This is a genomic window from Nostoc sp. CALU 546, assembly GCF_048836525.1.
The window spans coordinates 22,855-35,626 of sequence record NZ_JAWJTF010000101.1 but is presented as its reverse complement, the minus strand read 5'-3'; the positions used below and the strand labels follow the sequence as shown (position 1 = coordinate 35,626).

The 12,772-nt window shown below is 40.9% G+C and carries 10 protein-coding genes; 6 read left to right on the top strand and 4 right to left on the bottom strand.

The annotated features are described in order from the left end of the window. Nucleotides 1–104 precede the first annotated feature (104 nt). Nucleotides 105–932: an IS982 family transposase gene (locus tag RRG12_RS33765; RefSeq protein WP_069074888.1), complete on the top strand. Its 828-nt coding sequence runs from the start codon at nucleotides 105–107 to the stop codon at nucleotides 930–932. Nucleotides 933–1,551: 619 nt separating this feature from the next. On the opposite strand, the gene RRG12_RS33760 is transcribed toward RRG12_RS33765, so the two are convergent. Beyond that, nucleotides 1,552–1,851, bottom strand: a complete 300-nt coding sequence (locus RRG12_RS33760) for a hypothetical protein (protein WP_420762231.1) — start codon at nucleotides 1,849–1,851, stop codon at nucleotides 1,552–1,554. Between the two features lie 738 nt (nucleotides 1,852–2,589). On the opposite strand from RRG12_RS33760, the gene RRG12_RS33755 reads away from it, so the two are divergent. Then, the gene (locus RRG12_RS33755) at nucleotides 2,590–3,615 is read left to right on the top strand and encodes a D-alanine--D-alanine ligase family protein (protein WP_420762230.1); all 1,026 of its coding nucleotides are present in this window, start codon (nucleotides 2,590–2,592) and stop codon (nucleotides 3,613–3,615) included. Between the two features lie 137 nt (nucleotides 3,616–3,752). Here the strand turns inward: RRG12_RS33755 and RRG12_RS33750 are convergent, their stop codons facing one another. The 3 genes from RRG12_RS33750 to RRG12_RS33740 form a co-directional block, all read right to left on the bottom strand. Further along, nucleotides 3,753–5,141 (bottom strand): ATP-grasp domain-containing protein, encoded by a 1,389-nt coding sequence (locus tag RRG12_RS33750; protein ID WP_420762229.1) that lies wholly within the window; start codon nucleotides 5,139–5,141, stop codon nucleotides 3,753–3,755. A gap of 478 nt (nucleotides 5,142–5,619) precedes the next feature. Beyond that, nucleotides 5,620–6,453: an O-methyltransferase gene (locus RRG12_RS33745; RefSeq protein ID WP_420762228.1), complete on the bottom strand. Its 834-nt coding sequence runs from the start codon at nucleotides 6,451–6,453 to the stop codon at nucleotides 5,620–5,622. A gap of 4 nt (nucleotides 6,454–6,457) precedes the next feature. Beyond that, on the bottom strand, nucleotides 6,458–7,690 hold the full coding sequence (locus RRG12_RS33740) for a sedoheptulose 7-phosphate cyclase (RefSeq protein WP_069074324.1): 1,233 nt from the start codon (nucleotides 7,688–7,690) through the stop codon (nucleotides 6,458–6,460). A gap of 946 nt (nucleotides 7,691–8,636) precedes the next feature. Between RRG12_RS33740 and RRG12_RS33735 the strand changes: the two genes are divergently transcribed. The 4 genes from RRG12_RS33735 (at nucleotide 8,637) to RRG12_RS33720 (ending at nucleotide 12,753) form a co-directional block, all read left to right on the top strand. Continuing rightward, the gene (locus tag RRG12_RS33735) at nucleotides 8,637–9,353 is read left to right on the top strand and encodes a class I SAM-dependent methyltransferase (protein WP_420762227.1); all 717 of its coding nucleotides are present in this window, start codon (nucleotides 8,637–8,639) and stop codon (nucleotides 9,351–9,353) included. 402 nt (nucleotides 9,354–9,755) lie between these two features. Continuing rightward, entirely contained in the window at nucleotides 9,756–10,835 is a 1,080-nt protein-coding gene (locus tag RRG12_RS33730) for a M4 family metallopeptidase (RefSeq protein ID WP_420762226.1), read from the top strand. A 387-nt stretch (nucleotides 10,836–11,222) separates the two neighbouring features. After that, nucleotides 11,223–11,522 (top strand): protealysin inhibitor emfourin, encoded by a 300-nt coding sequence (locus RRG12_RS33725; RefSeq protein ID WP_420762225.1) that lies wholly within the window; start codon nucleotides 11,223–11,225, stop codon nucleotides 11,520–11,522. A 325-nt stretch (nucleotides 11,523–11,847) separates the two neighbouring features. Further along, nucleotides 11,848–12,753: a DUF4437 domain-containing protein gene (locus RRG12_RS33720; RefSeq protein ID WP_420762224.1), complete on the top strand. Its 906-nt coding sequence runs from the start codon at nucleotides 11,848–11,850 to the stop codon at nucleotides 12,751–12,753. Nucleotides 12,754–12,772 lie beyond the last annotated feature (19 nt).

Sequence of the window (12,772 nt, the reverse complement as noted above, 5' to 3'; positions counted from 1 at the left end):
GTTTCAATCCCTAATAACTCAAGTTGCTAGTTACATACCAAGAAAGATGACATAGGGGTATAAAAACAATAAAATCCCTCCAGACAGAAAATTAGGAGGGAAATATGTTAAATGAAATAGTTACTATCTATTCTGTCATAGATGACCTATTGAAGGCGATTGGACATGATGAGGATATTCGTCGTGAAATGAGTGATGCAGAAATTATCACCACGGCAATGATAGCGGCAATGTTTTTTGGTGGGAATCATAGCAAGGCTTGCAGCTATATGAAAGACCATAACTTGATACCAGGAATGTTAGAAAAATCACGATTTAATCGGCGATTACACAAGGTATCGATGTTGATGAACGATTTATTTCATCAAATGGGAACAGCACTAAAAGAAATTAGTGAAGATACGGAATATCTTTTAGACTCGTTCCCCGTACCAATATGTGATAATATTCGCATCTTTAATGCGAAGTTAATTCACTCGGAAGAATATCGGGGTTATATCGCATCCAAGAAACGTTATTTTTATGGAGTGAGAGTACAGTTATTGACTACCAAAACAGGTATTCCTGTCGAATTTGTGTTCATGCCAGCTAGCGCAACAGATATACGGGGATTGAGTGCTTTACCCTTGAATTTAATGCCTGGGAGTCAAGTTTACGCCGATTCTGCCTATCTTGATTACACTGTGGAAGATGACTTAATTGAAACTAGTCAAATCTCGATGCAGGTCATGCGAAAAAGTAACTCTAAACGCCAAGATGCACCGTGGAATCAATACATTAAACAGTCTATTCGTCATTACATTGAAACCGTGTTTAGCGGCATCACTCGTTTCTTCCAAAAATCGCTTCATGCCGTAACATTTGAGGGGTTTTTACTGAAGTTACAAGCTTTTATTTTTGCTTACACTCTGCAACAAGCTTTTATTGACTAAGTTGCAAATGTTACTCTCTATTAAACTACACTGAACATTCCTAATGGCATTTTTATAGTGGTTGGAGTTCGTACAACCCTTATTTACTGTGCCTACACTTTCCATCTCCTCTTTTGTATTCTATTACCCGCAACTTGGGTTAATAGGGATTTTGTTGAATTGCAATCACCTGAGGCTGTGCGCTTAAAAATTCAATCTGACCAGTTTCAATCCCTAATAGGGATTTTGTTGAATTGCAATAGCGGAAGCCGGAAAGCCAAGCTGTATTTAGTTTTCAAGGTACGGTTGCGCGAATTTAGAGCAATCATAGCATTAGAGAATTTCTTTGGGAAGAGTGTCGGGAAAAGTTGAAAGCTGAAACCCACTTTTTGTAAGCATTTCAGAAGTTGCGCGGATGATAGTTAGGAGATTAGCGGGGTGAAATGCTTGCTGGTGTTGAGATAGAAGCACTTTTTCGGGGCTGTGAAATTTGTACACCTACCCTTCCGCGCATTGAGATAAAAAAACTCTGTGAGAAACTACACAATAACCTAATGGTGATGGGGGGCGCGATCGCTGCCTTCAGAGCCAGAAATCACAGTCTTTATAGCCTCCCACATCACACGCGGCACTTCTAATGTTAGTCTTGAGACTCTTCAGAGATAGATTCTGATTCTGATTCGGTTTCAAGTTCTTCTGTTTTAACTTTAGCGGCTGGAGGTTTAACGGGTTTTGGGCCACGCGCTAGTGCAAGATTCACAGGCTGCCTGACTTCATCTTTATATGATGATTTTTTCCCTCCACCAGACGAGCGATCGCGGCTCGGTTTTGAGCTTTTGGGGTTGGATTCAATAGGGGTTACAGAATCCGAGTTTTCGGAATTCTTATCAGTACTTCCTTGAGACTGACGTTCCGATTTCTTAATAGGACGTTCTACCATTGTTTATTTTTGTAAACTTATCTGTATGGTACATCGGTTTGGTAACTGAGCATCTCAAATATACTAGGCGATTAGAAATCATGGCTACACAAACGAAGGATTCAAAGAATTTCAAACCCACCTCCGTGGGTTTTGTTCCTCGTTCCCAGTCTCCGACTGGGAATGCATTCATTGAGTCTCTGACTCAATATTTGACTAGAGGCAGAGCCTAGGGTGTTGACTCTGTACCCTTTAGCCCGTAAGACTTCATGCAAAAAATGTGTCGCCTGTTTTTGACCTAAACTGCCTGTTTCAGGCAGTTTAGGTCAAACAAAAAATAACACGAATAATTTTCCCAAAAATTCCCGAAAAATGCACAAAGTCAACAGCCTAGGCAGAGCCTCTAATCAGGCATTCCTATGCAGAGCATAGGAACGAGATAAACGAGAGAATAATGCGAAATTGATCTTTTTTTGACTTGTGTGTATACCGTAGCTTCCCGAAGCGGGAAGGGAGATAGAGATTAGAACTCTAGCATAAATATTTTATAGTGTGATTGAGAGTTATTTTTTATCTAAATTATAGCAATTAAAAATAGTAATATTTTACCAACTTGTCTTCAATAACTGTTCTTTGAGAGTACTAAAACACCTGAAATAATTAATTTGTTTATTCCATATTAACTATATGATAATAAGAGGAATACAATATTTTATCCAGCATTGAATAACCATTAAAACTTACTCAGGAAGATGAATTATGCCAGTACTTAATATCCTTCATTTAGTTGGGTCTGCACACAACGATTTTTACTGTGATTTATCACGCCTTTATGCCCAAGACTGTTTAGCAGCAATAACAGATAAATCACTTTATAACTTTCAAATTGCATACATCACACCTGATAGTCAGTGGCGATTTCCTGACTCCCTTAGTCGAGAAGATATTGCTCTCACTAAACCAATTCCTCTCTTTGATGCTATACAGTTTATAACAACGCAAAACATTGACATTATGTTACCACAAATGTTTTGTATTCCTGGAATGACTCAGTACCGCGCCCTATTCGATTTACTCAACATCCCTTATATAGGCAATACTCCCGATATCATGGCCATAGCGGCCCACAAAGCTAGAGCCAAAGCAATTGTCGAAGCCGCAAGGGTGAAAGTGCCTCGTGGAGAACTGCTCCGCCAAGGAGATATTCCAACAATTACACCTCCAGTAGTCATTAAACCTGTAAGTTCGGACAACTCTTTAGGAGTGACTTTAGTCAAAGAAGTTACTGAATATGATGCTGCTCTGAAAAAAGCATTTGAATATGCTTCGGAGGTCATCGTAGAAGAGTTTATTGAACTTGGTCGAGAAGTCAGATGCGGTATTCTTGCCAAAGACGGGGAACTAATAGGTTTACCCCTTGAAGAATATCTGGTAGACCCCCACGAAAAACCTATCCGCAACTATGTTGATAAACTTCAACAAACGGACGATGGCGATTTGTATTTTGCTGCTAAAGATAATATTAAGTCTTGGATTGTAGACCCTAGCGACCCAATTACCCAAAGGGTTCAAGAAGTAGCTAAGAAGTGTCATCAGGCTTTAGGTTGTCGCCACTACAGTTTATTTGATTTCCGCATCGACCCAAAGGGACAACCTTGGTTTTTAGAAGCCGGATTGTATTGTTCTTTTGCTCCCAAAAGCGTGATTTCTTCTATGGCGAAAGCAGCAGGAATTCCTCTAAATGATTTATTAATAACCGCTATCAATGAAACGTTGGGCAAGTAATACAACAGAGTTCATTGCTTAAAATCGGCTTGTTCGTAGTAAGGACTTTAGTCCTGGCTTTGGGGACTGAAGTCCCCACTACAAACTGTTTATTATGGTTAATTTGGCAAACATCATAATTACGAATTACGAATTACTTAGTCCCCGCCTAATTCCACAAGTTTACCGATATTGAAGTCAATTTTTACCCAGCCTTTGAGTTTTTGCAGATTTTGTAGCAAAAGTAAAGTAATCTGCCAATGATGCAAAGTTAAAAATGGTATTGGATCATCTATTTGATAAATAGCATCTGTGCCTCGTACTAACCTTTGAAACCAAGTTTGCAATTGTTTCCCAGAACGAATACCAGTTAGTCGCCAGATTTCATGATATATCCAGTAAGTAGGCTTGCTATCAGCTAAAGGTTCTAGGGGTGCAGCTAGGGGAGTTTTCCCAAAATAGGCTTCTGCAACACCTGGGTGATTGTAAAACATGGTAATCGCCGAATGGGTGCGGGGATTACATTCAATGGCATAGGCTGTACCATCTTCAGCTTGGATAAAGTCGAAAGAGACTTGTCCAGTCAATCCCAAACTTTTGACGAAATGTTGCACCCATTCCCGAATTTGGGGATTTTCGACATTTTCATAATTAATCTGAAACGCAGAAGAATCTGAGCAGCAATGCAACCTTAATTCACCATCCCGAACCGTGCTATGGGTGCATAATTCTTTCCCAGGAATAAACTCTTGCATAATCCAAGGTTTTTCTGGACTGATGGGTAAACTCTTGACAAAGGCTGCTGTCTCTTCTGGAGTGTCACAGGGAAGTTTGGTTAAATTTAAGCGGCGAACGGAGTCGTAAGAAATACTTTTTATAATATATTTGCGCGTTTCTTTACTAAAATCAAAGTTGATAACTTGTTCAGCATCGGTAATTTTAAAAGATTTGGGAACAGATAAACCAAGCGATCGCGCCTGATCAGTAAAGGCAAATTTATCATCCAGCATCTTGGTTATCTCAGCATCGAAGTGGAAAACCTCACAGTATGGAGACAGTGCAGGTTTTGCTAAAGAGTCGTAATAACTAGCCACAGGACTGCATACGGGTACATAAATGTCAACTTTTTCTTTTTTGACGATTTCCAATAGCGCCTGTATATAGCCTTCTGGGTCATCTTGTGGTGCTGGAACTGTATAAAAACGACTCACAGCATTTGAGAATCTATGCCCGGATAACCAGTATTTGTGACCTTCAACCAGAATAACTCTGTTTCCAGCCGCATGGAATGAGCGAGCAAGTTGCAATGCTTTGGTCATTTTGCCGCCACTGACTAAGATAGTCTGAGGATGGGCTGCTATGGCTGGTTTTTTTGTAAACGGAATGCTCCACAGCAGGGATAGCAATACTATTAAAGCGTTGATGGGTAAGGCTATTAGCAGCAATACTAGAGTTCCCAGAGTCTTGAATAGAGCTACTATTTTTATTCTTATACCCGTTGAGGGCGTTGTGGATTCAGGGAGTGATAAGGAGATTGATTGAGCCATAAGTTTTTCTTTGATGTGGAATGCGGCCTTTTGTAGGGGCGGACAGATATCAATACTTGTCGGTTAAGGGGAAAAGGGGAAGGGGGAAAGGGAAAGAAAAAACCTTTAACCCTTACCCTTTAACCTTTTCCCCAAACCAAATTCTGAGTTCAAAATGCTTAACCGAGTAGTATTGGGACAGATATCATTGGTGTCAACTTAAGCTTAAACGCTTATTCCACATACGTTTTACCCCCCTTAATCCCCCCTTGGAAAGGGGGGAAAAAGAAATCTAGTTCCCTCCCCTTTGCAAGGGGAGGGTTAGGGTGGGGTAACGCGGATCGTCATGGTCAGCAAGTGAACTTAGTATCACTTCTTGACAAGGGTTTCACGTTAAGTTGACACCAATGCACAGATATGCACCCCTACTGGATATTGCATCCAAATAAGAACCGCTATAAAGTCGCCTTTTTGTGATGCTTTGAATTGATAGCGCCTGTTACACCACGCGTCTAATCAGGGTTATACCATCTCGTATGGGTAACAGAACTTGCTCTACACGCGGATCTGCGGCGACAATGCGGTTGAATTTAGCGATCGCCTCACCATTAGCAGTACGCTGTTCGGATGGTAAGTAAACTTGTCCTTGCAACAACGTATTATCGACGCAGATTAACCCGTCGGGAGCCAGTAAGTGGCTATCCAAGATAATTTGGAAGTACTCTACATACTCCTTTTTATCGGCATCAATGAAGATCAGATCAAATGATTCTTTTTTAGCCGCTAACTTGTGCAGTGTCTCTAATGCAGGTGCTACTTCTACAACAATCTTGTCGCCGTGGGGAGACTCCTGAAAACAAGTTTGAGCAAATTCAGCCACATAAGAGTCTACTTCACAAGCAATGAGTCGTCCATCGTGTGGTAACGCTTCCGCCATCGCCAAAGCCGAATATCCTGTGAACATTCCCACTTCCAGGATGCTCTTGGCTTTGGTAATATGCACAAACATCTTTAGTGTTTGTCCTTCAAGATGTCCTGAGAGCATTTCCTGCTCTAGTTGACGCACCGTTTCACCATCACTAAAGCGTTTGCTCCAGTCTTCTTTGCTGGTTTTTTGTGCTAGTGCTGTCAATGCGGCCGATTCGGGAGTAGTGCAATCATCCAAATAGGGATCTAAACCTGCTGCTAATTGCAAACCTTGGCGCAGAGATGTCAATATCTCTAAAGGAATATTACTCTCTTCTGCTATTTCGAGAGTTTTCTGTAGCTGTGCTACGAGGATGCTGTGTGGCGTAATTGGTCTAGCGGTATCTCGTCCTAAAATACTGGTCATGTTTTCACACTCCCAATAGTTTGGATTCTTCTTGAGTTTCTATGTAAGCGTCAATCCCATCTCCACCACGAGGGTATTTAGCACACAAACGTTTGTGTTCAGCTAAGGCTACATCTAGTTCTTCACGGGTGAAATCGTTAACAAAGAAGCATTCACCAATGGGTTTTGGCATAGCTGCGCGTTGTTTACCGTCTCGCGTCAAGCTGATAGATTGGGTTGCATACCAGAGCAAATCGCTATCTAGTAAAGGATGATCAATGGATAAACCGATACGGCTCATCAAGCTTAAAATGCGATCGCGTTCTCCAGTTGTAATGTAACCACGTCTTGCTGCAATGGTTGCAGATAAAGCCATGTCTATATTCACAGCGTGACCGTGAAATAGCGGTACCATCGGAGCTAATTCTAAGGTAGGACTCCAAGTGTGACCGTAGGCGATGACGCGATCGAGGTCTAACTCATGCAAATTAGGAGTTTCCAACTCCAGCATAGTTTTAATTGCCTCGTAATTGAGTTTGTGTGCGATCGCTTTCAGTTCACTTGTGCCATTCACGTGTCCAAAGTGAGTACGCAGCAACTCTTCGCCATATTCATCCAGCAATTCAAAGACTTCAGAGTTTGCAACAACAGCAATTTTGATTAATTCTGCCATGCCATTACGAACTTGAGCCGTTGGTAATGTTTGCAAAAAGGAGAAATCGAGGATCACTTTCAAAGGAGCATGATATGCACCCAAACGATTTTTTAACTTGCGATGGTTGACTGCAACCTTAATCGCCACACCTGCATCAATTAAACCAATCAGTGTAGTAGGAATACGAATGTAGTTACTCTTGCGACGGTAAGAAGCACATGCAAACCCAGCTACATCAGTGATTAAACCACCACCCACAACTAACACCGGTTCCTTGCGGATTAAGCCAAAATCAGAAAAAGCATCAACAATTTTTTCAAAGGTTGCAAGGGTTTTAGTCGGTTCAGTAATGACAATAGGAACTACAGTCAGATCAATGCCATAGTGTTTAAAATATGACTTGATTTGCTTCCCGTATAGCCTATTGACATTGGCATCAATCACTGTCAAACAGCGGCCAAATTTCTCATAGCTGTCTGCAATTTCTCTGTTATTGATATCAAATGCACCGTTCACATAGACCAGACTAAACTCAATTTTTTCGTAACCTTCCACGCGAAATTCAGCTTCCGTTGCTTCAAAGGATGCTTGAACATTATTCATTGCTGTTGTCCTTAATACAAGTGAAAAAGTTGTGATATTCAGGCAATATTTCAGATTTACCTGATGTATGGCAATAACAAATGATGCTATTAGTTGCCTAAAATTTTAGGCATCCTAAAGCAAGCTTTCACTAGAAAAGCTGATTATTATTACCAGATGATGTTAATAAATAACACCATCACTTAGTTAAATTCTTTCAGCCAACCTTTTATAGGTTGCTTCAAAATTGGTCAAATTACCCCATCGAAAACTTATCGCTATAACGCTTAAGCTCTTTTGGGATTGTTGACATTAATTAAGCAAGTTAACCTTAATTTAGATTAACTCAGCATGAGTTTTCAGAAATTACCCTAAATGCAGATTAACTATAGGATAAAACCTACTATATCGAGACTATAGTGGCTTTCCGACCGTTCTACTTCGCAAAATTTCTAACAGAGAAAACCGCACAGATAGTTTACCTCCGGGCTTCCATTTGAGATTACAGCCTTCATTAACTTTCTGTTCGCTGTTTTTTAGCATTAGTCTTGAACCTTGTATCGCTACACTCTGTTTGACTCAGAATGACAGTGGACTTCTAGTTTGATTTAGTTAACTTTCTGTTCAGTATTTAATATACCAACGTCAGTAACTTTTGAAAACCAAGAATTTATTTATCAGAGTTACTAATCACACACATTAGTTTAACTCAATATGTGAACATTTTTATCTTTACAAATCTTAAAAAAGAGTTAAATTGGCTTTTTCCTTTAAAATCATGGGATTTCAGCTTCAATTTAAGAGATAATTTTCTTGCACATAACATAAAATGTGATGTATGTATTCTGCCAAAAGTATATTGAGTGAATATTTTTTAATACAAGAACTTGTTTCTATCGATGTAGCGCGTACCTCGGTAATGATGGATGATTAATATGGAGAAGTGTGTCTATTTATTCCAATACCCATGCAACAGTTATTTCCCGGAGAGGTATTCGCCAAAACTGCTGATTTTGATACTGGTATTCGCCAACTGTTACCCAAATACGATGAGATGTTGGAGGTAATTACCCGTTGTCTACCTTCCACAAGTCGGCGTATTTTAGAATTAGGTTGCGGTACTGGTGAACTTAGTCTCAAGATACTCAACCACTTTCCAGATGCCCAAGTAATTGCCTTAGATTATTCACCTCGAATGCTGCAATTTGCCCAAGATAAAATTACAGCAGTTGGGCATCAAAAACGTTGGACTGGCATACAAGCAGATTTTGGTGACTGGGCAAATAATCCAGAAAAATTGGATATTGGTAGCGAATTTGATGCTTGTGTCTCATCCTTGGCGATTCACCATCTCCAAGATGAAATGAAATTCAAGTTATTTGAGCGAATTGCTGCTAGCCTGACTCAAGACGGCTGTTTTTGGAATGCAGACCCCACTTTACCAGAATCACCAGCCTTAGCAGAAGCTTACAAGGCGGCACGAGAGGAATGGTCAGTTGAACAGGGAACTAGTTTAACAGAGATTCGCGACAAGCTTGGCACTAGCAGCACCCAAGGTTACTCCAGTCAAGATCAGCTAGCTACCCTGGATGCTCATTTACAAATGTTGAACAAAGCTGGATTTAAGACAGTTGCAGTGCCTTGGAAATATTATGGACTGGCAGTGTTTGGTGGCTGCCTGTGAAAATTTGAGGTTTTGGATGCTTTAATTTGGCTCCAAGTGGGTATTTATAGCATTAAGAGCTTGATAGTAACAAAACAGCAATAAATAACATGATCTTTTTTAAGAAGAACTAATATATAAACGCATTAGGTCTGTAAAGGAGGTTTTGCTAACTCGCGCAAGGATTTTAGCTGAAATTTGCGGTATATAAGCTTGCCTTGTGTTTTTATGCAATATTTCTACATCAGAAGTACCCGTGAGGGTACTATCAATCCTCCACAGACCTATCCCAAAATACAGAGTAGAAAATTTTATTCAAAAAAACCAGGGGCACGCGATTTGGATTCGTTTTTCTGCTCGTTTCAAAAGTGGAGTTAAAGCCACTGTTTGCCATCACCTAGTTTCAAAAGGAGAATATCTTGGATGGCTCGAAATAAAAAGAAATCAGCCGGGTTTAAGTATGAGCATCCACTTTACTCTAGATGCCCAATTTGTTGTATCATCCCGCCCCACATGCTGGAAAATGTTGTGGTGAATGGCAACCCCCAGCAACGGAGTTGGGCTTTTCATACATTAAATGCTTCAGCACAGTTTCGCGGACGGAGAGATGTCATAGGTACTGTATCATTTGCACCTTCTCCGGGTGAAAAGCGCCGCACCATCTACGATGCAAAAAATGGCCAGCAACTTCCTGGTACATTGGTGCGAAGTGAAGGAGATCCACCAAGCAGTGATGCAGCAGTGAATGAAGCCTATGATTCTGCTGGTGCTACTTATGACTTGTTTTATGAGATATTCGATCGCAATTCCATTGATGACAAAGGACTACGTTTAGACTCCACCGTGCATTATGGCGTTAAGTATGACAACGCCTTTTGGAACGGCGACCAAATGGTTTATGGTGATGGCGATGGAGAAATGTTTCAGCGCTTCACAAAGTCGATTGATGTGATTGGGCATGAGTTAGCTCATGGGATAACTCAGTATGAAGCGGGTTTACAGTATTATGGCGAACCTGGGGCACTAAATGAATCATTTTCTGATGTCTTTGGTTGCCTGGTGAAACAAAAGACTAAAAATCAGACTGCACAAGAAGCAGATTGGATAATTGGCGAAGGTCTTTTAGTACCGACTGTCAAAGGTGTTGGCATCCGTTCCATGAAAGCACCAGGAACAGCATACAATGACCCAGTACTAGGTAAAGATCCCCAACCAGGTCACATGAAAGATAAATATACTGGTGCTGAAGATAATGCTGGGGTGCATATCAACTCAGGAATCCCTAACCATGCCTTTTATCTAGCAGCTGTTGAGATTGGTGGCTATGCTTGGGAAAAAGCTGGTAAAATCTGGTACATAGCTTTGCGCGATCGCTTGCGTGCCAAAGCAGATTTTAAAAAAGCTGCCAACGTTACCATTCAAGTTGCTGGCGAACTCTACGGTAATGACAGTGATGAACAAAAAGCTGTGCAGAACGCTTGGCAAAAGGTAGGAGTTATTTAGAAGTTAGGAGTGTTGAGTGAGGAGTTAGGAATAATGGTCAATACCTTCCACTGCGTCACTCAACACTCAGGACTGATAAATCTGTTGTTTGTTATTGCTAAAGTGGGAGGTGAAAACTATCACCTCCCAATATTTGTATTTATCGAGGATGTTGGAGGCAGGAGGAAAACTGCCCGACGCTCCTTTCCTGAGCTACCGCTGCGCTATCTGTAACAGCCCGCGACCCTCTGGAGCAAGGGTTTAAGACAAGAACTCCAAAAATTCTAGTTTTGTGGCTCTTTTTCAGGAAGGGTTTGAATCCCCAACTGAAGTAAAACCTTCTGCCTCCTGCCTCCTGCCTCCTGCCTCCTTCAACTCAAACTAAATAACACAACGGAGAGCAAAAAAATGCGGATATCCTTTGAACGCACGGGTGGCTTTGCTGGGATTAGCAAAAAGACAATCGTTGATACAGACACTCTCCCAGCACATGAAGCTGCGACACTTCCCCGACTGGTGGAAGTTGCAGATTTATTTAGGCTACCTGAACTAATTACCTCGCCAAATCCTCAGAGCGATCGCTTTCAGTATAAGTTAACAGTGGAAGATAACGGTAAGCAGCATACGGTAACTGTCAGTGAGTCAGCATTACCAGGAACCTTAAGACCACTGATTGAATGGTTGCAAACCGTAGCACAAAAAAAGTAATTTGCTGAATTAACAAATAAAATTAAATGCCTATCAGATAAAACCAAAACACTTGTAGAGACGGCGATTTATCGCGTCTCAAAAACTCGAAAACCCATAGTTTTGTACAATTAGCCCTTAGAGTATGTTTGAAAAGTCCTCTTCTCGGTATCAAAAGTTTTAGATCCCCCTAAATCCCCCTTAAAAAGGGGGACTTTAATTCCGGTTCCCCCCTTTTTAAGGGGGGTTAGGGGGGATCAACAAGTGCCTAAAATCACAGACAATTACTTTTCAAACATCCTCTTAACCCAAGCGTATTGGCATATAAACAGGAGAATGTGAAGTCGTGGGCGAAGAAAATATAAATTTTAATTTTGCAGAAGAAAATCAAACTGATGATTTTTTGCACGTAGCATCTATAAAAGAGGATTGGGGTGGAGACGGAAGAGGGCGCATGAACCTATCAGGTAGGTGTACAGCCATCTCCAAACACGTACCTCGCAAATACCAGTTTTTTGACACCAATACTCTGCCAGAAGAACAACAGTGGCGAGTCAGTGGAATGCCAGAAGGTGTTGTGCCTGGAAGCCGCCGAACACTAACATGGCATGACTCTGGTGCATCCACTTCAAAAGTAGTTTTACCGCCTCAGTTTGAAGCACCTTCTGGCTTCTTTACTACCGATTTAGAGATTTTTGTACTCAGGGGCGCTATTCAATTAGGAGAGTGGCAATTAAACAAGCATGGCTACTCCTTTATCCCCGCAGGAGTGAAAATAGGCCCTTGGAAAGTTCTAGGTAATGAAGAAGTTGAAATCCTCTGGATGGAGAATGGCCCTATTCCATTGAAATATAAAAATGCAACAAACGATCATCCAGATGCTAGACTACGTGACTTCATCCCTGCCTTGAATAGTAAATTGCTACCGTGGAGCAAGACAGATACAGTTCAATTTGAAGTATCTAAAAAAAAGTATTTAAGAAAAGATAGTAATGGCGGTGGAGTATGGTTGCTTGGTATCTTGGCACATTATGATGGCAGTTATCCAATGATTCAATCATATAATGAAGAAGCATATTGCTTGGCTGGATACTGTGATATAGGAGATTTTCGATTTGTAAAGGATTGGTTTGGCTATGTTCCTAGTTTTACCACTGTCCCTTGGCACAGAACAGATGATGGTTCCTTATTCTTTATCCGCGTTGATAGGGATTTATCAAAGCTTGCAACAGTATTATCATATTCACACTAATAAACACATAGTTTGTAAA

Excerpts from the sequence above, each read along its gene's own strand:
- RRG12_RS33750 (WP_420762229.1), bottom strand. The coding sequence starts at position 5,141 with ATGGCTCAATCAATCTCCTTATCACTCCCTGAATCCACAACGCCCTCA.
- RRG12_RS33730 (WP_420762226.1), top strand. The coding sequence starts at position 9,756 with ATGGCTCGAAATAAAAAGAAATCAGCCGGGTTTAAGTATGAGCATCCA.
- RRG12_RS33735 (WP_420762227.1), top strand. The coding sequence starts at position 8,637 with ATGCAACAGTTATTTCCCGGAGAGGTATTCGCCAAAACTGCTGATTTT.
- RRG12_RS33760 (WP_420762231.1), bottom strand. The coding sequence starts at position 1,851 with ATGGTAGAACGTCCTATTAAGAAATCGGAACGTCAGTCTCAAGGAAGT.
- RRG12_RS33725 (WP_420762225.1), top strand. The coding sequence starts at position 11,223 with ATGCGGATATCCTTTGAACGCACGGGTGGCTTTGCTGGGATTAGCAAA.
- RRG12_RS33765 (WP_069074888.1), top strand. The coding sequence starts at position 105 with ATGTTAAATGAAATAGTTACTATCTATTCTGTCATAGATGACCTATTG.
- RRG12_RS33755 (WP_420762230.1), top strand. The coding sequence starts at position 2,590 with ATGCCAGTACTTAATATCCTTCATTTAGTTGGGTCTGCACACAACGAT.
- RRG12_RS33740 (WP_069074324.1), bottom strand. The coding sequence starts at position 7,690 with ATGAATAATGTTCAAGCATCCTTTGAAGCAACGGAAGCTGAATTTCGC.
- RRG12_RS33745 (WP_420762228.1), bottom strand. The coding sequence starts at position 6,453 with ATGACCAGTATTTTAGGACGAGATACCGCTAGACCAATTACGCCACAC.